Annotated in this window: 20 protein-coding genes; 17 read left to right on the forward strand and 3 right to left on the reverse strand. The window is 61.2% G+C overall.

Annotation, left to right across the window (positions count from 1 at the left end; translation table 11 throughout):
* Positions 1-452: 452 nt before the first annotated feature.
* Both LVD11_RS16715 and LVD11_RS16720 read right to left on the reverse strand, forming a co-directional pair.
* A complete protein-coding gene (locus tag LVD11_RS16715) occupies positions 453-1,238 on the reverse strand; it encodes a Stp1/IreP family PP2C-type Ser/Thr phosphatase (RefSeq protein WP_237060837.1) in 786 nt (261 codons plus the stop codon).
* Between the two features lie 293 nt (positions 1,239-1,531).
* Positions 1,532-3,472 (reverse strand): cytochrome c/FTR1 family iron permease, encoded by a 1,941-nt coding sequence (locus LVD11_RS16720; RefSeq protein ID WP_237060838.1) that lies wholly within the window; start codon positions 3,470-3,472, stop codon positions 1,532-1,534.
* Positions 3,473-3,705: 233 nt separating this feature from the next.
* On the opposite strand from LVD11_RS16720, the gene LVD11_RS16725 reads away from it, so the two are divergent.
* From LVD11_RS16725 to LVD11_RS16755, 7 genes are all read left to right on the forward strand, one after another.
* On the forward strand, positions 3,706-4,185 hold the full coding sequence (locus tag LVD11_RS16725) for a glutathione peroxidase (RefSeq protein WP_237060839.1): 480 nt from the start codon (positions 3,706-3,708) through the stop codon (positions 4,183-4,185).
* Positions 4,182-4,685: a MarR family winged helix-turn-helix transcriptional regulator gene (locus LVD11_RS16730; RefSeq protein ID WP_369413329.1), complete on the forward strand. Its 504-nt coding sequence runs from the start codon at positions 4,182-4,184 to the stop codon at positions 4,683-4,685. The genes LVD11_RS16725 and LVD11_RS16730 overlap by 4 nt, the downstream gene beginning before the upstream one ends.
* Positions 4,686-5,054: 369 nt before the next feature.
* On the forward strand, positions 5,055-6,590 hold the full coding sequence (locus tag LVD11_RS16735; RefSeq protein ID WP_237060840.1) for a 2-isopropylmalate synthase: 1,536 nt from the start codon (positions 5,055-5,057) through the stop codon (positions 6,588-6,590).
* Positions 6,590-7,411 (forward strand): uracil-DNA glycosylase family protein, encoded by an 822-nt coding sequence (locus LVD11_RS16740; protein ID WP_237060842.1) that lies wholly within the window; start codon positions 6,590-6,592, stop codon positions 7,409-7,411. The genes LVD11_RS16735 and LVD11_RS16740 overlap by 1 nt, the downstream gene beginning before the upstream one ends.
* A complete protein-coding gene (gene rimI / locus LVD11_RS16745; RefSeq protein WP_237060844.1) occupies positions 7,408-7,896 on the forward strand; it encodes a ribosomal protein S18-alanine N-acetyltransferase in 489 nt (162 codons plus the stop codon). The genes LVD11_RS16740 and rimI overlap by 4 nt, the downstream gene beginning before the upstream one ends.
* Before the next feature lie 127 nt (positions 7,897-8,023).
* Entirely contained in the window at positions 8,024-9,397 is a 1,374-nt protein-coding gene (locus LVD11_RS16750; RefSeq protein ID WP_237060846.1) for an MATE family efflux transporter, read from the forward strand.
* A gap of 70 nt (positions 9,398-9,467) precedes the next feature.
* Entirely contained in the window at positions 9,468-10,466 is a 999-nt protein-coding gene (locus LVD11_RS16755; protein WP_237060847.1) for an alpha/beta fold hydrolase, read from the forward strand.
* A 26-nt stretch (positions 10,467-10,492) separates the two neighbouring features.
* Here LVD11_RS16755 and LVD11_RS16760 read toward each other — a convergent pair whose 3' ends face one another.
* Positions 10,493-12,262, reverse strand: coding sequence for an aminopeptidase P family protein (locus tag LVD11_RS16760; protein WP_237060848.1), 1,770 nt, complete (start codon positions 12,260-12,262; stop codon positions 10,493-10,495).
* 133 nt (positions 12,263-12,395) lie between these two features.
* Between LVD11_RS16760 and LVD11_RS16765 the strand changes: the two genes are divergently transcribed.
* The 10 genes from LVD11_RS16765 (at position 12,396) to LVD11_RS16810 (ending at position 19,929) form a co-directional block, all read left to right on the forward strand.
* On the forward strand, positions 12,396-13,979 hold the full coding sequence (locus LVD11_RS16765) for a peptide chain release factor 3 (RefSeq protein WP_237060849.1): 1,584 nt from the start codon (positions 12,396-12,398) through the stop codon (positions 13,977-13,979).
* Between the two features lie 70 nt (positions 13,980-14,049).
* Complete coding sequence (locus LVD11_RS16770) at positions 14,050-14,661, forward strand: lysophospholipid acyltransferase family protein (protein ID WP_237060850.1); 612 nt, start codon at positions 14,050-14,052, stop codon at positions 14,659-14,661.
* A gap of 12 nt (positions 14,662-14,673) precedes the next feature.
* Positions 14,674-15,447 (forward strand): TSUP family transporter, encoded by a 774-nt coding sequence (locus tag LVD11_RS16775; RefSeq protein ID WP_237060851.1) that lies wholly within the window; start codon positions 14,674-14,676, stop codon positions 15,445-15,447.
* A 16-nt stretch (positions 15,448-15,463) separates the two neighbouring features.
* Positions 15,464-15,814 carry a hypothetical protein gene (locus LVD11_RS16780; RefSeq protein ID WP_237060852.1) on the forward strand — a complete coding sequence of 117 codons (351 nt, stop codon included), beginning with the start codon at positions 15,464-15,466 and terminating at the stop codon, positions 15,812-15,814.
* A 14-nt stretch (positions 15,815-15,828) separates the two neighbouring features.
* The gene (locus tag LVD11_RS16785) at positions 15,829-17,235 is read left to right on the forward strand and encodes a M20/M25/M40 family metallo-hydrolase (RefSeq protein WP_237060854.1); all 1,407 of its coding nucleotides are present in this window, start codon (positions 15,829-15,831) and stop codon (positions 17,233-17,235) included.
* Positions 17,236-17,612: 377 nt separating this feature from the next.
* Positions 17,613-18,020: a hypothetical protein gene (locus tag LVD11_RS16790; protein ID WP_233005849.1), complete on the forward strand. Its 408-nt coding sequence runs from the start codon at positions 17,613-17,615 to the stop codon at positions 18,018-18,020.
* 137 nt (positions 18,021-18,157) lie between these two features.
* Positions 18,158-18,439, forward strand: coding sequence for a hypothetical protein (locus LVD11_RS16795; protein ID WP_237060856.1), 282 nt, complete (start codon positions 18,158-18,160; stop codon positions 18,437-18,439).
* Between the two features lie 235 nt (positions 18,440-18,674).
* Positions 18,675-19,022: a hypothetical protein gene (locus LVD11_RS16800; protein WP_237060857.1), complete on the forward strand. Its 348-nt coding sequence runs from the start codon at positions 18,675-18,677 to the stop codon at positions 19,020-19,022.
* Positions 19,023-19,112: 90 nt separating this feature from the next.
* On the forward strand, positions 19,113-19,571 hold the full coding sequence (locus tag LVD11_RS16805; RefSeq protein WP_237060858.1) for a DUF6980 family protein: 459 nt from the start codon (positions 19,113-19,115) through the stop codon (positions 19,569-19,571).
* A gap of 88 nt (positions 19,572-19,659) precedes the next feature.
* A complete protein-coding gene (locus tag LVD11_RS16810) occupies positions 19,660-19,929 on the forward strand; it encodes a hypothetical protein (RefSeq protein ID WP_237060859.1) in 270 nt (89 codons plus the stop codon).
* The last annotated feature ends 160 nt before the right edge of the window (positions 19,930-20,089 follow it).

Consider the following 20,089-nt stretch of genomic DNA (forward strand, 5'->3'; position numbering starts at 1 on the left):
CGATGACCTGTTTCTGCTTCGCAGAAAGCTCATGGTGATTTGGGCCTGGTCCAACAAACAGTTGCCGCCGCCATGGATAGCGACTGCGAGGTGCCTAGCCGCTGCATAGAGTCTCTGATTCAAAGGCCCAGTCGCTATCGCGGCTGGGCTTTTTTATTTGCCTGCAGAAGCAGTGATTGCAAGGGCCGTGAATAAACCGCAGAAACCGTCGGGCGCTCCACATTTTACCGGCGTATTTTTACCCTATCTGCTGAAGTGGACGGGAGAGCGTGCCAGGACGCCGCTGCCCATAGCTTATTCACAGGTCTATCCAGTCCTTCTGTTGGTAACCGCAGCTGCAGTAATTGAAGCGGTTGCTATGCACAGGATTTGTGGATGAATCCGGTAGGTTGGGCGCTTCCCTGCGCGCCGCAACATTTCAAGCAGGGCAAACGGCACCTGCAGCAACGCTGTCAGACTGCCTCACATTGGAACTCAATCATGCCCGCGCTGATATTGTCCCGGCCGCCCATGCGGTTGGCCTCGTCGATAAAGCGGCGCGTGCATGACAGTGCGGGTCGTTGCGAGTCGAGAATCTGCGCCAGGCTTTTGTCATCCAGGTAGTCGGTCAGCCCGTCGCTACAGAGCAGTAAGAGGTTGTAGCCGGATAGTCGCCGGCAACTGATTGAGGGAGTGACCGAGGCGCTGATTCCGAGGGCGCGGGTAATCTGGTTGCGGTATCTGGAGCGGCGCCCCTCCTCTTCAGTCAGCTGGCCGCTGTCAATCAGTTCCTGTACGAAACTGTCATCACGGGTGAGGCGTTGGATGCCCTGGCCGGTCCAGAGATAGGCCCGGGAATCCCCGACGTGGGCGACAACCAGGAATTCCCGCAGAACCACTGCCGCAACAATTGTTGTGCCCATTTCCGCATATTCGGGGGTAATTGCCTTGGCATCGATAATGCGCTGGTTAGCAGAGTGGACGGCGCTGAGCAAAGTGGTGCGAATGGCTTCTTCCTGCTGCCTGGATGGGGTGGCCAGGAAGTCCCCTGTGATCATATTGTCCAGGCACTTGCTGACAGTCTCGGTGGCAATGGCACTTGCCTGCGAGCCTCCGCGGTGCCCGCCCATACCGTCGGCCAGGACTACATAGGCGTACGGGTAGTCGGGGTCTTCCCGGTAACAGATGCTGTCTTCATTCTCTTCCCTGAATAGCCCAATATCGGTCTGTCCATTGACAGCCAGCCGTACAGACGCCATGGCACCCTGGCTCCTTTCTCTTGATTGCAGGTCTCCAGATACAGTTGCGGGTTCACTACCTGGCCCGGTGGGGGCCGAAGAGCCGTAACCCTATGCACGATACGATATTTACGGCGGGAGCTTAACCAGCTGTAAGAGGCTGTAATAACGGTTGCCGGTGAATACTGGGGGCGGGGTAACGAGGTGGGGGGAGTCGGCTGTTTGACTGAAGGGCGGCGATAAAAAATCCCCGCTGAGGCACAGCGGGGATTTACCTGAGGGGCCATGTATTCGGGCAGATACTGCCCCGGGCGCTATCCCCGTGCCGGCGCTGGCGCCTGCGCCTGGCGCGCACCGCGGAGCACAAGGGCCAGCGACAGCAGCACTATAACAAGCTGCAGGCCAGCACCCTCCCAGGTCGGGTAAATACCCAGCCACTCGAAGGAGAAGCTGACAGGCATCGGTGTCATGCTGACGAGGGCGGCTTCCTGCAGGGCTGCAATGGCCTTGCCGGCCAGTACAAAGGACAGCGCCAGCAGGATAAACGTGGTGGTGGCAAAGAACTTGCCGATGGGCAGGCGCTTCGAATAACGCACCATCAACCAGCCGGTTACCGCCAGCAGTGCGGCACCGCCGGCAACGCCTCCCCACAGGACACCGCCCTGCCCACCGGAAGCCTGGGCAAGCAGTGCCTGGTAGAACAGGATGGTTTCGAAGATCTCGCGATAGACGGCGATAAATGCGAGTCCAGCAAGTCCCCACAGCGCGCCGGTGCTGAGGCTGCGATCAATGCTGGCCTGGATATAGCGCTGCCAGTCCGTCGCCCGGGTTTTGCTGTGCATCCAGAAGCCCACGTAAAACAGCACCGCAGCGGCGACCAGTGCCGCAACACCTTCCATTACTTCCCGGCTTGCACCGCTGATGGTGACGAGCTGCTGGGCCGCCAGCCAGGTGCCGAGGCCGGCAACAAAGGCCGCAACCCAGCCGAAGTGTATATAGCGCAGGGCGTCGCTGCGGCCGGTCTTGATCAGGATGGTGGTCAGGGCGATGACCACCAGCAGTGCTTCCAGGCCCTCGCGCAGCAGGATCAACAGGCTGGCAATAAAAAGTGCCGCATTGGAGAGACCACCATCTTCCAGTACCGACTGGGCCAGCTCGAGTTGGGCCAGGATTGCAGCAACCTGCAGCTCCACCTGCGAGGGTTCGCTGTCGGCTGACAGTTGCGCACGGAGATCAAGCAGTTGCTGCTCGATGGACCTGCGCAATTCGACATCATGGGAGTCGAGGCTTCCTTCAACCATCTCGAAGCCGTCCAGGTAGGCGCTTACGGCCAGGGTCCGGGCGGCCTGGTAGTCATCGTCCCGGTAGGCAGACAGTGCCGCCTGCAGCTGCTTGCGGGCGGTATCCAGCGGGGTGGTGCCCTGTGAGTCGCTGCGCTGTTTGAACAGTGCTGCAGGGTTGGCGCGTAGGGCTGCGATCTCCGCCATTTCCAGGCCCGGGCGATCCGCGTGCAGTACCTCGGGGCTGTACATCACCAGGTCCTGCATTGTCAGTGCTGTATCCGCGGCCGCCCCGGGATCAGCGTCGGCGAATGCCAGGCTACCGACGTAAAAAGCGAGGGACCATCGCTGTTGATCGGTAAGGCCGCTGAAAGAGGCCATGGCGGTGCCATCGATACCGTTACTGATGGCATCGTAAAGGCCCAGGACCGATCGGTTCTCCGCGCGCTCGCGGTCATGGAAGTTGGTGGGCGGCGGCTCGAGCCCGCCCGCCAGCGGACCGTCCCCCATACCGGTGGCGCCGTGACAGGCGACGCACTGTGCCTGGTACAGTGCTTTACTGTCGGCGCGATCGAGCAGCGAAGCTGGCAGGGACAGTTGGGGGGAAATGGCGAGCAGTCCGCGGCGCAGCTCAGCGGTATGCTTTTTCACCGTGGCCAGGTCTGCCTTGTCGCGGATGGCCCCCTGAAGGGCTGTGGCCTCGGCGCCGATTGCTTTTGCCTCGGCAGAGGGCGCCAGGCGCGCACTCTGCTCCAGCAGGATACCAGCGAACTCCTCCATTTCGGTGTACTCGCCGGTGTTAACGATCTCGCCGTCTGCCACCGCTTCCGGGTAGTCGACGCCGATATATTCCGCCATTTGCATCAGTTGGCGAAGCTCCGCCTCGCTGAGGCCAGCGGCAGGCTGTGCCTGGACATTGAAAGCAAGCAGGGTGAAGGGCAGCCATAGCAGGAGCTGCCGGGCGATGGTGCGCATGGATGTCATCCGTTCCAGAAGAAGAAATAAAGAAAACACAGGGTGCGAATATTATTGATAATTATTCTCACGATAAACCCCCGCGAGGCCCAACTCAAGGCTCAATCCCCTTTCCCGGGCAGCAGCTATTGGCGGGGCCCTTGCAATTTACATTGTGCACAATTAAATTGCCTGCAATCCATATAGCGGCTTACCGCATGGAATTCAGCGTCAGGCAAACAGGAGGATGCGCCATGAGTGATCTCTTCAATATTCCCGTTACGGCCCAGGATGGCAGCGAAACATCCCTGGAGGAGCACCGGGGGAAGGTGCTGCTGGTAGTCAACACTGCCAGCAAGTGTGGTTTTACCCCGCAGTACAAGGGCCTTCAGTCCCTGTACGAGAAATACCGCGACCAGGGGCTGGAGGTGCTCGGCTTTCCCTGCAACCAGTTCGGTAGCCAGGAGCCCGGCACCGACGATGAGATCCAGGAATTTTGCGAGCTGAACTTCGGGGTCTCCTTTCCCCTGTACTCGAAGCTGGAGGTGAATGGTCCCGATGCGCACCCCCTGTTCAGTGAACTCAAGAAGCAGGCGCCGGGCATTCTCGGGACCGAGCGTATCAAGTGGAATTTCACCAAGTTCCTGGTCAATCGCGACGGGCAGGTGGTGAAGCGCTTCGCACCCAAGGACAAGCCGGAAGCGCTGGAGGCCGAAATCGAGGCGCTGCTGTGAGCCAGCCTGGCACAGAGGGATCGTCATTCCCCTGTGGTGGCCAGGACCCGCTGGCGCTGGATGGCCAGCTGTGTTTCGCCCTCTATGCGGCCTCCCGGGCGATGACTCGCGCCTATCAGCCAATGCTGCGGGACCTGGACCTTACCTATCCCCAATACCTGGTACTGCTGGTGCTGTGGGAGTGGGATGCCGCGGCCGCCCGGGGGGAATCCCCGGATTCCGGTGTCGGCGCCCTGGGCCGGCGCCTGATGCTCGACTCGGGCACACTGACGCCCCTGCTCAAGCGCATGGAGCAGCGCGGCCTGGTGAGCCGGCAGCGGGCCCCCCGTGACGAGCGGGTAACCCTGGTCGCGGTTACCGATAGTGGCCGTGCACTGAAGCCCCGCGCTCGGCACTGGGTGGAGCAACAGCTCGAGTCCTCGGCAGTCACCCGAGAGGAAGTGGCATCGCTGCGCGGCCGGTTGTGGCAATTCCTTGAAAAGCTTGGCGACTCCCCGTGACTTCACGGGAGCGGGGCGGCACTCGCTTCGAGCTACAGCGAGGTAAACATGCCTGAATAGTTTATAGTTTTAGGATGCTCATCCTTTATGATCCTGCTTTTTATCGCATAATTAGGATGGTTGTTGACCCCTGGGGAGGGGCGGCGCATAATGCGGGCTGTTAACACAGCGTCCTGACGGTCATGTTTACCAATCACTTCAAATCCTGGCATCTCTACCGCGCCCTAGCTTTCTCGCTGCGACTGCCCGGCGGCGGCAGATAATTTTATTCCTTCCCCGTCCCACAGAATTCCACACTTATTGTTGGTCAATGCGTAGACAGCCTGTGAGCGGCTGTTTAGCCTCGGGCCATAGCTTGGAGAGAGCCTGATGAACACTAAAAAAGATAAATTAGTCATTTTCGATACCACCCTGCGCGACGGTGAGCAGAGCCCCGGCGCGTCCATGACCAAAGATGAGAAAATCCACATCGCGAAGATGCTCGAGCGTATGCGCGTGGATGTCATCGAGGCCGGCTTCGCCATCGCCAGTCAGGGCGATTTCGATGCCGTTCAGGCAGTCGCAGAGACCGTGAAAGACTCCCGCGTGTGCAGCCTGGCGCGTGCGGTGGGCCCGGATATCATCCGCGCCGGCGAGGCACTGAAAAAGGCCAATGCCTCCCGTATCCACACCTTTATCGCCACCTCGCCGATCCACATGAAGTACAAGCTGCAGATGGAGCCGGAAAAGGTGCTGGAGCAGGCGGTGGCAGCAGTGAAGCACGCGCGCCAGTTTACCGACGATGTGGAGTTCTCCCTCGAGGACGGCAGCCGTTCCGAGCCGGACTTCATGTACCGCATTATCGAGGCGGTGATCGCCGCCGGCGCCGGCACCATCAATATTCCCGATACCGTGGGCTACGGTGAGCCGGGCGAATACGGTGCCATGTTCCGGCGCGTGATCGAGAATGTGCCCAACTCCGACCAGGCGATTTTCTCCACCCACTGCCACAACGACCTGGGCCTGGCGGTGGCCAACTCCCTGTCCGCGGTGATGAACGGCGTGCGCCAGGTAGAGTGCACCATTAACGGCCTGGGGGAGCGAGCCGGTAATGCCTCGCTGGAGGAAATTGTGATGGCGGTGCAGACCCGCCAGGACCTCTATCCGGTGGAGACCCGCATCGACCCCAGCCATATCGTGCCCACCTCACGTATGGTTTCCTCCATCACCGGTTTCCCGGTGCAGCCCAACAAGGCGATTGTGGGGGCCAACGCTTTTGCCCACGAGTCCGGTATCCACCAGGACGGCGTACTCAAGCACCGCGAGACGTACGAGATCATGCGCGCAGAGGACGTGGGGTGGGGCAACAATCGCCTGGTGTTGGGCAAGCATTCCGGCCGCGCCGCGGTCAAGGCCCGCTACGAGGAGCTGGGTCACAGCTTTGACGACCCGGCCGAGTTCCAGGTGGTGTTCCAGCGCTTCAAGGACCTGGCGGACAAGAAGCACGAGATCTTCGACGAAGACCTGCAGTCCATCATTGCCGGAGCCGAGGAGCCGGTGGAGCGCTACCGGCTCGGTTCCATCGATGTGCACAGCCGGAGCGGCAACCGGCCGCGGGCCCAGATGCAGATCCTGATCGATGGCAATGAGGTCGAGGCGGAAGCCGATGGCAGCGGCCCGGTGGACGCCACCTTCAAGGCCATTGAATCAGTGGTGAACAGCGCCGCGGACCTGAAACTGTATTCCGTGAACGCCGTTACCCAGGGCACTGACTCCCAGGGCAGCGTGACCGTGCGCCTGGAGCGCGACGGCCGGCTGGTCAATGGTGTCGGCGCCGACACCGATATTCTGGTGGCCTCTGCACAGGCCTACCTGGATGCCTTAAACTTGCTCGCCAGTGGAGAGAGCAAGAGAAAGGGCGTCTGATGCACGAACGACATCGCGCGGAATACCTGCAGGCGCTGGGCGTAACCAGCTATATGCCGCGCTTTGTAATGCCGCTGGCACCAGAGCCGCGGCAGGCACTGTTGCCGCCAGCAGAACCGGACGGAGAGTCCCGGCGGGTCAACAGCCCGCTGCCGCGCTCGGCCGCCCAGCTGATGGAGGCCTCGGCAGAGCGGGCTACCGCCGCCGGGGTGGATGCCGGCCCTGTACCTTCCCCCGCACCGCAGCCGGCGCCGCAGCCGGAAGTGCTGCGCGAGGTCGGCGACATCACCCGGCAGACCCGGGTTGAGCCTGCTCCCGCGCGTCCCACCGAGTTGGCGCCACCGCGCCAGGAGGTGGCCCCGTTTGTCCTCAGCTGCTGGTGGCTGGGCGACGAGCTACTTGCCGTGGACAGCCGTGAGCCCGGAGCGGCGCTACCCGTCGAGGCCCTGTTCAACAATATCGTCCGCGCCCTGGGCTGGCACGAGCTGCCCCGCGAGCAGGACCGGCTGCGGTGGCCGCTGGCAGAAAACCGCTTTGCCGGCCCGGCCGCAGCCAGCGATGCCCGCGATACCTGTGCCAGCTGGCTGGAGGCCGCCAGTGCGCGCCGCCCGGTCAAGTCCATCTGGCTGATGGGTTCCCAGGCGCAGCAGTTCTGTTCCCCGGTTCCCTTCAATGGCGATGAGGAACAGGCCGGCAGCTGGAACGGTATCCGCCTGCTGGCCCTGCCCAGCCTCAGCGAACTGCTACGCGAGCCCGGCCGCAAGCGCGATGTCTGGCAGCTGCTGCAGCAGAATTACCCCGAGCAGACCCGCAGCCGGTGAATCCTCCCGCCGATTTCCCGGTCGCCGGTGCACGGCTGCGAGCGGCCTGCGACGCCGACTGCGCCGCACTGGCCGAGCTGGCGCGCAGCGCCCACAGTCATCCCTGGAGCGAGCGCCAGTACCGCGACAGCCTCGAGGGCGGCCATGCCACCTGGTTGCTGGAAAGCGAAGAGGGCGAGCCGATCGCCTGCTGCGTGGTCTCGCAACTGTTTGACGAGGCGGAGATCCTCGACGTGGCGGTGGCTCCCGCCTGGCGCCGGCGTGGCATCGCCCGCGCCCTGCTGCAACAGGTTATCGACCGCCTCCCGGACGGCACCAGCCGACTGCTGCTGGACGTGCGTGCCTCCAACGAGGCCGCCCGCGGCCTCTATGCGGGGCTGGGGTTCGTCGAGGACGGCGTGCGCCGCAATTACTATCCCGCTGCCGGCGGCGGTCGCGAGGATGCCATCCTGATGAGCCGCGCGCTTCAGAGGGCCTGGCAATAATCTCTCCGTCAGGGCATCTCGCCGAGTACCACCGGCGCCTGATGGCGAGACACTGTTAGAATACCGGCATTCATCGTAAACCAATGTATCCGCGGCGGCCTGCAGCCTGCCGCGTCCAGAGTATTTCATGGCGTTAACCGGCAAAAATCCCTCCCTCCTCGAAGGTTCCGTTGCGGGACACCTGCAGCGCCTGGCACTCCCCATGGTCTGGGGCATCCTCGCCACCATGTCCTTCAATGTGGTGGATACCTACTTCGTGGCACAGCTGGGCAACGCCCCGCTGGCGGCGATGAGCTTTACCTTCCCGGTGGTGATGGTGATCAACGCCTTTGCCATCGGCCTGGGGGCCGGGACTTCCTCGGCGGTGGCGCGCGCTTACGGCGCGGGCGACCTGGAGCAGGTGCGCCGCCTGGTGACCGACGCCGCATTGTTGGCTTTCCTGGTGGCACTGGCCGTAAGCGCGCTGGGACTCATCACGATAAAGCCACTGTTCCGGCTGCTGGGGGCGGAACAGGGCATGCTGCCGCTGATCGCGGACTATATGGTGCCCTGGTACCTGGGCGCGACCTTCGCGGTGGTGCCCATGGTTTGCCTCTCGGCCCTGCGGGCTATCGGCAACAGCTGGGTCACCGGCCGGATCATGGTGGCGGTGGCGATTTTCAACCTGGTGCTGGACCCGCTGCTGATTTTCGGCCTGCTGGGTTTCCCGCGGCTCGAGCTGCAGGGCGCGGCCCTGTCCACGGTAATTGCCCGCGGGGTGAGTTTTGTCGCCGCCCTTTATTTCCTGATCCGCAAGGAGAACCTGCTGGCGGCACCGCAGCTGCGTCCGTCTGCCCTGCTGCAGTCGTGGGGCACGGTGCTCAAGGTGGGGCTGCCGGCCATCGCCACCAATGTCATTATCCCGATGGCCGGTGGTGTGGTAGTGGCGCTGGTGGCGGTACATGGCGCGGAGGCGGTGGCCGGTCTGGGGGTGGCCCTGCGGATTGAGCCATTGGCGCTGATCGTGTTCTACGCGCTGTCCTCTGTCGTGGGGCCGTTTATGGGGCAGAACGCGGGCGCGGGTAAGGTGGCGCGGATGCGTGAGACCGTCAGCGTGCTGGCACGTTTCTGCATCGGGTTCGGCCTGCTGCTGGCGCTGGTGCTGTTTTTTGCTGCGGGGCCCCTGGTACAGCTGTTCAGTGACTCGGATGCCGTGATCGCAGTCGCGATTTCGTACCTGACGCTGGTACCGTTCAGCTATGCCGGCTACGGATTTGTCATGTCCGCCAACGCCTCTTTTAATGGCCTGGGGCGGCCATTGCCGGCCACACTGATTTCCTTCCTGCGCGTGCTGGGTATCTACCTGCCCCTGGCGTGGCTGGGTAACCAGGTGTGGGGCATTACCGGCTTATTTGCTGCCACGGCGGCTTCCAACCTGGCGCTGGGCACACTGGCCTGGTGGTGGTTGCGTCGCACGGTGGAGGAACACGAATACAGCGAGGCACAACTGCAGGCCCAGTGATGGCGGCCGCCGGGCTGTGCCGAAACCACGGACAATAAACACGGACAATAAAAAGAAAAGGAGAGATTCCATGCGCAGGCTGATACTACTCTGCGGTGCCCTGCTGCTCAGCTTGGCCAGTGCGGCGTCGCCGGCCGCCGCCGATAAGAATGACAGGGCCGATAATCCCTTTGATCGCCACCCGATCCATTTCGCCGCCATTGATGAAGTCGCCATTGCCTACCAGGACATGGGGCCCCGTGACGGGGAGCCGGTATTGCTGGTGATGGGCCTGGGGGCGCAGATGCTGCACTGGGGCGACACCCTGGTGCAGGGGCTGCTGGATGCCGGTTTCCGGGTTGTAGTGTTTGATAACCGCGATGCCGGCCTGTCACAAAAATTCTACGAGCTGTCGGCGCCGCCGGTCTGGTGGACCATGGTCAAGGACAAGGTGGGGCTGGACCCGGATCCTGCCTACACGCTGGGGGATATGGCCGCGGACGCCGCCGGCCTCATGGACGCATTGGACATAGAGCGTGCCCACGTGGTGGGTGCCTCCATGGGGGGCATGATTGTCCAGGTAATGGCGGTGGAGCATCCGCAGCGCCTGCGCAGCCTGACTTCCATCATGTCCAGTTCCGGGGCACCGGGGCTGCCGGAGTCAGAGCCGGCGGCGCTGGAGGCGCTGGCCAGTGCCGCTGAGCAGGCGCCGACCCGGGCGCAGAGAATCGACAAGGGGGTCGCGATATCCCGCGCGCTGGGATCGCCGAAGTACTTCGACGAAGCCGATGCCCGGCAGAGAGTCGAGCGCGTCGCCAACCGCGGCGGCTTCGGCCCGGGCATGGTGCGGCAATTCGAGGCGATCGTCGCCAGTGGCGATCGCTCGGCGCTCCTGCAGGAAATTGACGTCCCCACATTGGTGATCCACGGTGCCGCGGACCCGCTGCTGCCGGTAGCCCACGGCCGCGACACGGCAGAGAAAATTCCCGGGGCGGCCTTTGTTGCCATCCCGGGCATGGGGCACACGTTTGACCCGATCAGCAGTGAACGGGTGCTGGGTCAACTGGTGCCTTTCCTGGAGGCCCACTGAGGGAGCGGGGTGGCCGCGGCCGGCGCTCAGGCAAGCGGGCGCGTCGCTTCCTCCAGCCAGGCCTGCGTCTTCCCGTTTACCAGCGGCATCAGTGTCTCCCGCACGCGCCGGTGATAATTGTCCAGCCACTCCAGTTCCTGCATCGTCAGCAGGTCGCGGTTCACCAGGCGCTGGTCGATCGGCGCCAGGGTAAGCTCGCTGAATTCCAGGAAACCCGGGTGTCGCTCACTCTCTTTCACGTAGATCAGGTTCTCGATACGGATACCGTACTGGCCGGTGAGGTAAAAACCCGGTTCGTTGGACAGGATCATACCCGGCTGCAGGGCCACGCCCGTGCTCACCTTGCCGACCCGCTGCGGCCCCTCGTGCACACTGAGAAAGCTGCCGACACCATGGCCGGTGCCATGGGCGTAGTCCAGCCCCACATCCCAGAGTGACTTGCGGGCGAATGCATCGATCTGCTCACCGCAGGTACCGGCGGGAAAGCGCAGGCTGGCGATGGCGATATGCCCTTTCAGCACACGCGTAAAGTGATCGCGGGCGTGTTCGGGGAAGTCCCCCAGCGGCACCGTGCGGGTGACATCGGTGGTGCCGTCCGGGTACTGGCCACCGGAGTCGATCAGGTAGAGGCCCTCGGGCTTCAGGGTGAGGCTCGACTCGGGACTGACCCGGTAATGCACAATGGCACCGTTGGGGCCATAGCCTGAGATGGAGTCGAAGCTGTCATCGGCAAATCCCTCGCGCTGCTCGCGCTTTTCCCGCAGCAGTTGCACTGCCTCCAGCTCACCAAAATCGCCGGCGGCGACTCTCTCCGGCAACTCTGCCAGGAATTCACACAGGGCGGCGCCGTCGCGCTCGTGGGCGGCCTGCGACCCCGCCAGCTCGGCGGCGTTCTTGCGCGCCTTGGCGGCGGTTATCGGGTCCCGCTCGAGCAGCAATTCCATCTCCCGGGCACGCAGCTGTTGCAGGGTCCAGCAGTTGGCCAGCCCCGGGTCCACCCATACCTTTGCCACATGCTGGCGCCGGGCGGCGTCGAACAGCGCCGCCTTGTCATGGACCAGGCTCACATCACTGCCCAGGTGCCGGCGCAGCGCATCGCCGGCGGCTGCCTCTGCCAGGTAGAGCGTGGCGCTGCCGTCGCGGTAGAGCAGGGCGCAGGACAGGGCGACCGGCAGGTGGGGAATATCGTCGCCGCGAATATTGAACAGCCAGGCGCACACCTCCGGATTGGCCACCCACAGGGCGTCGACGGGCTTGTCCGCCAGCAGCTCGGCGATTCGCCGGCGCTTGCTGGCGGAGTCCTCGCCGGTAAAGGTCTCCGGGTGGGGGCGTGCGGCCCCACAGGGTGTGGCCGGCCGCTCGGCCCAGGCGTCGTCGATGGGGTTGGATTCCAGCGGCCGGAGCTCGATGTCCCGCTCCGCCAGGCGCCTGGCCAGGGGCGCCAGCCCCGGCTCGGTATGCAGGCGCGGGTCGTAACCGAGGGCATCGCCGGCCCCGAGGTTATCGCAGAGCCAGCGGGCGATGGCCTCCTGGTTCAGGTCCTGCTGCTCGATAGGCTGGTCGCCGATCTGCTGTTGTGCCTGGATGGTATAGCGGCCGTCCACAAACAGTGCCGCCCGCTCACCGGCCAGTGCCGCCAGGCCCGCGGAGCCGTCAAAGCCGGTCAGCCAGGCCAGCCGTTCGTCGGAAGCGGGCACATACTCGTTCTGGTACTCGTCGCCGCGGGGCACCAGGAACCCCTGTACCTGCTGGCGTGCCAGTTCCCCGCGCAGTGCCTGTAAGCGTTCACTACTCATGCAGCCTCCGAAATCCCGTGTTGCTCATGCCTGTGGAAAACGCGCAGTGTAGCGGACCGGTCTCTTTCATGCCCGTGGCCGTGTATAATGCGCGCCTTGTTTTTGTACAGACGTCGAGTCGATTTTCTAAATTATGGGCCAGAGTTCCTCCCTGGCGGGCATTGGCGGCCGCCGCACCTTCGCCATCATCTCTCACCCGGACGCCGGTAAAACCACCGTGACCGAAAAGCTGCTGCTGTTCGGGAATGCGATCCAGCTGGCTGGCTCCGTGAAGGGCAAGAAAGGCCCGCACGCCCGCTCGGACTGGATGACCATGGAGCAGGAGCGGGGTATCTCCGTGACCTCGTCCGTCATGCAGTTCCCTTATAGGGATCGCACGGTCAACCTGCTGGATACCCCGGGCCACGAGGATTTCTCGGAGGATACCTACCGGGTGCTGACCGCGGTGGACTCGGCGCTGATGGTGATCGACGGCGCCAAGGGTGTGGAGGACCGCACCATCAAGCTGATGAACGTCTGCCGCCTGCGCACCACGCCGATCCTGTCGTTTATCAACAAGCTCGACCGCGATATCCGCGACCCGATCGAGGTAATGGACGAGATCGAGGAAGTACTGGATATCCAGGCCGCACCGATCAACTGGCCGCTGGGCTCGGGCCAGCACTTCAAGGGCGTCTACAACCTGTATACCGACACCATTCACGTGTTCAAGCAGGGCCAGGGCCATACCATTCCCGAGGATATCCAGATCAAGGGCCTGGACTCGGAGGAGGCCACCGAGCTGCTGGGGGAGTACGCCGACGAGATTCGCGAGGAAATCGAGCTGGTGCGCGGCGCCACCCACGAGTTTGACCTGGAGGCCTACCTGGCCGGAAAACTGACCCCGGTGTTCTTCGGCACCGCGCTGGGCAACTTCGGCGTGCGCGAGATGCTGGACGGCTTCGTGGAATGGGCACCGGGCCCGCAGCCGCGCGAGACCCACGACCGCACCGTGCAGCCGGACGAGGAAAAGTTCTCCGGCTTCGTGTTCAAGATCCAGGCAAACATGGACCCGAAGCACCGGGACCGCATCGCCTTTATGCGCGTCTGCTCCGGCACCTATCGCCGCGGCATGAAAATGAAACACGTGCGCATTGGCAAGGACGTGAAGATCGCCGACGCCGTGACCTTCATGGCTGGCGACCGCACCCATGTGGAAGAGGCCATTGCCGGCGATATCATTGGCCTGCACAACCACGGCACCATCCAGATCGGCGATACCTTCACCGAGGGGGAAAAACTCAAGTTCACCGGTATCCCCAACTTCGCCCCGGAACTGTTCCGCCGCATCCGCCTGAAGGACCCGCTGAAGCTGAAGCAGCTGCAGAAGGGCCTGCAGCAGCTGTCGGAAGAGGGCTCAACCCAGGTATTCTTCCCGCTGGACAGCAACGACATCATTGTCGGCGCCGTGGGGGTGCTGCAGTTCGAAGTGGTGGCGTATCGCCTGAAAGACGAGTACAAGGTGGAAGCCATCTACGAGAACGTGAACGTGCACACCGCCCGCTGGGTGGACAGCGAGAGTGCCAAGGAGCTGGAAAACTTCCGCCGCAAGGCCAGCACCAACCTGGCGCTGGACGGCTCCGGTCACCTGACCTACCTGGCGCCCACCCGCGTCAACCTGCAGCTGGCCGAGGAGCGCTACCCGGAAATTCGCTTCTACGCTACCCGCGAGCACTGACGCCGCGGGATAATCGAAAGAGAAACGCACAATGAAGGTCGAACAGCCAGTAACGCGAGAGAACAATAAAGTGAGCACCATCCCTGAGAATATTCCGGAAGAGGTCCCCCGGATCGGCAACGGGTTCACCCGCGGCATCGGCCTGTGGTTCATCCGGCTGATCGGCTGGCGTTTCGACGGCGACCTGCCCGCGGAAAAGAAACTGATGGTGGCGCTGGCCCCCCACACTTCCAACTGGGATTTTGTGGTGGCCATGCCAATGATCCTGGCGTTGCGGGTCAAAATCTCCTTCATGATGAAGAAGGAGGCGTTCTTCTTCCCCTTCAAGCGGCTGTTCATGTGGCTGGGCGGCCTGCCCACCGACCGCAGTTCGCCGCGCGGCCTGGCCCAGCAGATGTCCAAGGCCTACCGCAACAATGACAAGATGTGGATGGCGATCACCCCCGAGGGCACGCGCAAGAAGGTGGCCAAGTGGAAGACCGGCTTCCTGCGCATCGCCTACGCGGCGGACGTGTCCATCCTGTTGATTGCCTGGGACTTCCCCAACAAGCGCATCAAGGTGGACTCCCTGTACCGGCCAACCGGCGACCTGGAGACCGACATGCAGGAGATCCAGCGTCGTTTCAGCAAGTACCAGGGTTGCCGGCCGGAAAAGCAGACCGACTTTATCGAGGGCAACTGACCCTCAAGCACCGTGGCGGAACTAGGCAGCGAACTCTCACTTGTTACCTACCTGATACTGTCCGCCGTGGCCTTTGCCGCGGGCTTTATCAGCTCCATCGCCGGCGCCGGTGGCATGATCACCCTGCCGGCACTACTGTGGGCCGGCATACCGCCGCTGGATGCCCTGGGCACCAACAAGTTCCAGAGCGTGTTCGGCACCCTGTCTTCGGCGATCAACTACTTCCAGAAGGGCCACCTGGACCTGCGGCCGCTGTGGCCGGGCCTGTTCGCCGCCATCGGCGGCGCGGCGCTGGGTACCTGGAGCGTTACCCGGCTGGGTGGCGAACAATTGCAGGTCCTGTTGCCGATCCTGCTGATTGCCATCGCGGTGTATTTTGCCTTCTCACCGCGTATTGCCGACGTGGATTCCCAGCCGCGGATGCGCAACGGCACCTTCAACCTGTTTGTGGGTGGGGGCATCGGCTTTTACGGCGGCTTTTTCGGGCCCGGCATGGGATCGTTCTACGCGTTGGCGTTCGCCGCGCTACTGGGATACAACATGCGCAGGGCCACCGCCCACACCAAGCCGCTGGTGCTGGCCACCAATGCCACCTCGATGGTGATCTTTATGGCTGGCGGGCATCTGCTATTGTGGCTGGCGCTGTGTATGTCCGCTGCCCAGGCAGTGGGGGCCCGGCTGGGTTCCAACCTGGTGGTCGCGCGGGGGGCGCAGCTGGTGCGCCCGGTGATCATCCTGGCCACCATCGCGGTGGCGGCGCGACTGCTGGTCGACAACCTCGGATAAGCGGAGAGAGCGCCGTATGACGGTGGTACTGACCCTGCTGATTTCATTTGTAACCTTCGCGCTGATATTCTGGGGCCTGATGCATATGCGCACCCCGCGCTTTCGCATGGAGCGGGAACAGTTTGTGCGGGGGCTGGAGGACGTGATTACGGGGCAGGCGGACGACAATGAGTGGCGGGTGCTGACCGGCTACCCGATGCGCCACGACCCGGAGCTGGAAGCCCTTCGCCTGCAATGCCTCGAGATCGAGGAAGAGGAATATACCGGGCAGATGCCCTACCTGTTCACGGAGGCCGGGCTGGATCGCCTGCGCGACGTACGTGAGCAATTACTGACTGACGAATCCGAGAACAACCTGAAGAAGTAACCAAGGATAACCACATGCTGAAACCACTGCTGTCCCTGACCGGGGGCCTGGTCGCGGCCCTTGCGGTCAGCGCACTGCACGCCGCGCCGCTCTCCGATGAAGACCTGTCGGTCGCCGAAGTCCTGCGTGACCGCGCCCTGGAATCCTCCGATGCCTACAGCATCGTCGAGTCCCTGACCGTGGAAGTGGGCCCGCGCCCCGCCGGTTCCGCCGGTGACCGCCGCGCCGTGGCCTGGGCCCAGGAGAAAATGAAGGAACTGGGTTTCGACCGCGTCTACACCGAGCAGATCGAGGTGCCGCGCTGGAACCGCGGCCATGCCCATGCGCGCGTCACCGCGCCCTTTCCGCAGCCCCTGGTAGTGACCTCCCTGGGTTACTCCGTGGGCACCCCAGAAGGTGGCATTACCGCCGAGATCGTCGAGTTCCCGGATGTGGAGGCGCTGATGAAGGCGCCGGCCAGCAAGGTGAAAGGCAAGATCGCCTTTATCAACAAGCGCATGGAACGCACCCGTACCGGTGAGGGCTATGGCCCGGTTGTCGGTGGTCGCAGCCAGGGTATGCGCAACGCCGCCGAGAAGGGCGCCGCTGCCCTGATGATCCGCTCTGTGGGCACTGACTCCGACCGCTTCGCGCACACCGGCATGATGTCGATCAAGGATGTGGAAAGCCCGGTGCCGGCACTGGCCCTGTCCGCGCCGGACGCGAACCTGCTGGAAGCCATGCTGGAGCGGGGCAAGCCGGTAGAGGTCAAACTGGACGTGCACAACCAGCGCCTGGAAGACGGCCCCTCGTTCAATGTGATCGGCGAGATCACCGGCCGCGAGAACCCGGAAGAGGTGATGGTGATCGGCGCCCACCTGGACTCCTGGGATGAGGGCACCGGTGCGCTGGACGATGGCGCCGGCGTAGCCGTGGTGATGGAAACCGCGCGCCTGATCGCCGAGCTGCCACAGCGCCCGCGTCGCACCCTGCGGGTAATCCTGTACGGTGCCGAGGAAATCGGCCTGGTGGGTTCCAAGCAATACGTCGAGGCCCACCAGGACGAGCTGGACAACATCATCGCCGTATCCGAGTCCGACTTCGGTGCCGGCAAGATCTGGCGCTTCGACACCCGCCTGCCGGAAACCAGGTTCGATATCGCCGACCAGATGATGCAGCTGCTGGCCCCGCTGGGTATCGAACGCGGTAACAACAAGTCCTCTGGCGGCCCGGACAGCAGCGTATTCGTGGCCCAGGGCGTACCGGCCTTCGGCCTGTACCAGGACGGCACCGACTACTTCGACTACCACCACACGCCCAACGACACGCTGGACAAGGTGGATCCGGAGAACCTGAAGCAGAACGTGGCCGCCTGGGTGGTCATGTCTTTCCTGGCCACCGAGATGGAAGGCGACCTGGGACGCGTGCCGACCGAGCACTGATTCCAGCTAGCCGCACATAAGTACCATTTGCGCCAGCAAACCCCGCCCCGTGCGGGGTTTTTTGCGTCCGCTTGCCTGAATCAGTGCCGTGTTCAGAAGCCATAGGCTCATGAACAACCCCAGGCGCCAGCTAACTTATTGATTCTGTGTCGCTTTTTTCAGAAGCTGGCAGCGTTAAAGAGCCTGCTGGATTCTTGTCTACATGAGTCAATGGCTCGTTAACACAAGCCCACGCTATTTAAAGATGAGCTATCGGCTTGATTTTACTGGGCATTTTGGTTTGCTATTGCGGCCTTCCTGCGAGATAAAGAGCCGAATAGATATAGAGCCACTGGCTTCTGAATAAAACTGTTAGGCGTACATAAAAGGAGAGATCAGTGCCAATTTCAGATGTAGTATTCCTCGAAGGAAATGACCCTGAGGACGTTGTGAATAGTGACGATCCGTATTCGTACGGCAAGTGGTTTAACGCAAAAAATGTCGACATGATCCCGCTATCTCAACTTGGTGAACTTCTAGGTGTCTCTTCGTATAAGGAGTTAATGAAGGGGTTCCAGCCCGTTCATCCGCCGGAAGGGGGTGCCTTCATTTTGTCATTCCCTCAAGCGCTCCAGGATAAGATTAAGAGCCTGAATGACGACGAAATATCTGGGGTAATTGGCAGGTGGTCAAAAATTGAAGAATTTCATGGTGCTCCTGAGGAGCCACTTAGACAGTATTTAGCAGGTTTGCGCGATTTTCTAAATGAAAACTCAGGTTACGCAAATCTTTTCCTATCAATCTAGGTGTCAGCGCCTAACAAGCAGCGGCAGAGCGACAGCCAAAACTACGCGCCTTTTGTGTTACTCGCTGTCGCTCAAACATTAACACAAAAGGCGCTCCGCGTTGGCTGCGCCTGCGCTGGGCGTTATGTGAGTACGAGATGCATAGTTCAAAAATAATAAAAAATGTATCTGCTATTGAAATCGCTTTTGGCATTACGCTTATGGCCATAGCTGCTTGGCTTGCACTCAACGGCGTCTTAGAACCTAATCGGCAGGACCCACATAGCGTTGGTAGAATTATTGGCTGGGTTTCACTATTTGCTTCAATTAGTCTGTTGGTCCCAGGGGTTGCTTTACGTATTTCAGTTAAAGCTGGGCTGGTACTACAGGCCCTAATCCCCATTTATGCCATTTTTATTCTGTGGCTAGGAGCCTTGTAGCGTGCAGGGGAGTTCACATAACAAACGCAAGCAGGATGCTACGGCCCTGCGGGCCTCCGCGGGACGCCCAACGCTATGCACGTTTTGTGCGGGTCGCTGCGCTCCCAGTTTCGCACAAAACGTGCATAGCATTGGTCGCCCCTGTTCCGGGCGTTAAGTGAAGATGAATATCTGGAGACTCCTATCACCATTCGTTAAACCTAAGTCCGGCCGATATCAGCTGCCGGTTAGGTTGATGCCTGAACACGTGGGAAAGGCGGATTGCCCATTTTCCAATGTTTTCCTGTTGAGTCAGCCAGGAAGCTCGCAGGCAGTGGCTGTGCGGTTTGATTATCGGCTACCTAAGAACTGCGTTGCTCACCATGCTCAGTTTCGATTAACCAACAGTGAGGGAAGCTCAGGAACAATTCTTTGGCTTGAGACTGCTCAAGCATCAAACAACGGCGTCCGTTATATGATGAACACCTTAGACGCCTCGCTGATTGAAAATGGATTGTTTTTGTTTCAGTTTTCAGACGGTCGCTGGCCTGTATGCACGAATCAGCAATATGAGGTTTACCTCCGTGATTACCCGATCACTTAACCAAGCGCTTAAGTACGTTCCCGGCCTGATGGCCGTCCACCGGACGGCTTTCAGCCGCCGCTTAGCTCTGCGTTAGCTGCCTGGAGTTTTATGGACTGTACCGAATTCAGAAAGTATTGGATCGAAGGCGACCGCGCTACTGTGAGTGAGGATTTTAAAGCGAATGCCCTAGATCATCTTCATTCGTGCTCAGCATGTGCCGATGCAGCTCTCGCTGCAACTCTTGAAAAGAGGGGCGTGAAGGTCACTGATTACCCCTGTGTGCATATGGCGCAGTATGCTGAGTTTTACTGTGAGCAACATCCAGATCCGAAGGATTGTGACGATGCCGCTATTCGATACAGTGAAAAGTTCGATGAGTATTCAATTCCTCATGGTGATGGCATCAGTCAATTAGTTATAAATAACTGCCCCTGGTGTGGTGCGAAGCTGCCCGAGAGCAAAAGAGACTTGTGGTTTGATACCCTCGAATCTATGGGAATCAACGACTCATGGGAACAAGAAATACCTGAGGAATTCAGATCTAAGTTGTGGCGTCAGTCCAGCTAACAAGCGGCATCACGGCGACCGCTTTTCCGCCGTTTCGCGGCTCCAAACCGGCGCGTGTGCCGGGCGTTTTTGCACTAGGAGTTCAAGTTTGTCAATTTACGTAAAACGTGAATCCGATAATGAGAATATCGCTTGGATTGCAAAAGGAGAGTGGGAGCTTCCCGCGCAGATTGAGAGCCTAGAAAAATGGCTTATAAATAATGAAGAGAAGCTACCTTCATCAAGCTACATAGCAGATATTGGATTTAGCATGCGAGAAAACGCGTGTGGAGGCGGGGCAATTTTGAGCGTTCGTGCCATGTCCATAATGTCTAAGCTAGGCATAAAGCTATACCTTTCCGAGTATCCGGATGAATAGCAAGCACATCAGCACTAACAAACACAGGCAGTTTGCGCCGGCCCTTCGGGCCTCTGCGGGACGGCCTACGCTACGCTTCGGCCGCTGATCTGTAACCACTTTCGTGGACGGTATTTACTGTTTATGAAAGAGGTCCAGAATGGGACAAACTAAAAAGAGA

The organism is Microbulbifer sediminum (genome assembly GCF_021729035.1).
Lineage (GTDB): Bacteria > Pseudomonadota > Gammaproteobacteria > Pseudomonadales > Cellvibrionaceae > Microbulbifer > Microbulbifer sediminum.

What these genes read in the sequence shown, in the direction of transcription:
- LVD11_RS16800 (WP_237060857.1), top strand. Translation starts at nt 18,675, where the DNA reads ATGCCTGAACACGTGGGAAAGGCGGATTGCCCATTTTCCAATGTTTTC.
- LVD11_RS16760 (WP_237060848.1), bottom strand. Translation starts at nt 12,262, where the DNA reads ATGAGTAGTGAACGCTTACAGGCACTGCGCGGGGAACTGGCACGCCAG.
- LVD11_RS16805 (WP_237060858.1), top strand. Translation starts at nt 19,113, where the DNA reads ATGGACTGTACCGAATTCAGAAAGTATTGGATCGAAGGCGACCGCGCT.
- LVD11_RS16780 (WP_237060852.1), top strand. Translation starts at nt 15,464, where the DNA reads ATGACGGTGGTACTGACCCTGCTGATTTCATTTGTAACCTTCGCGCTG.
- LVD11_RS16785 (WP_237060854.1), top strand. Translation starts at nt 15,829, where the DNA reads ATGCTGAAACCACTGCTGTCCCTGACCGGGGGCCTGGTCGCGGCCCTT.
- LVD11_RS16740 (WP_237060842.1), top strand. Translation starts at nt 6,590, where the DNA reads ATGCACGAACGACATCGCGCGGAATACCTGCAGGCGCTGGGCGTAACC.
- LVD11_RS16765 (WP_237060849.1), top strand. Translation starts at nt 12,396, where the DNA reads ATGGGCCAGAGTTCCTCCCTGGCGGGCATTGGCGGCCGCCGCACCTTC.
- LVD11_RS16725 (WP_237060839.1), top strand. Translation starts at nt 3,706, where the DNA reads ATGAGTGATCTCTTCAATATTCCCGTTACGGCCCAGGATGGCAGCGAA.
- LVD11_RS16715 (WP_237060837.1), bottom strand. Translation starts at nt 1,238, where the DNA reads ATGGCGTCTGTACGGCTGGCTGTCAATGGACAGACCGATATTGGGCTA.
- LVD11_RS16755 (WP_237060847.1), top strand. Translation starts at nt 9,468, where the DNA reads ATGCGCAGGCTGATACTACTCTGCGGTGCCCTGCTGCTCAGCTTGGCC.
- LVD11_RS16735 (WP_237060840.1), top strand. Translation starts at nt 5,055, where the DNA reads ATGAACACTAAAAAAGATAAATTAGTCATTTTCGATACCACCCTGCGC.
- LVD11_RS16795 (WP_237060856.1), top strand. Translation starts at nt 18,158, where the DNA reads ATGCATAGTTCAAAAATAATAAAAAATGTATCTGCTATTGAAATCGCT.
- LVD11_RS16720 (WP_237060838.1), bottom strand. Translation starts at nt 3,472, where the DNA reads ATGCGCACCATCGCCCGGCAGCTCCTGCTATGGCTGCCCTTCACCCTG.
- LVD11_RS16750 (WP_237060846.1), top strand. Translation starts at nt 8,024, where the DNA reads ATGGCGTTAACCGGCAAAAATCCCTCCCTCCTCGAAGGTTCCGTTGCG.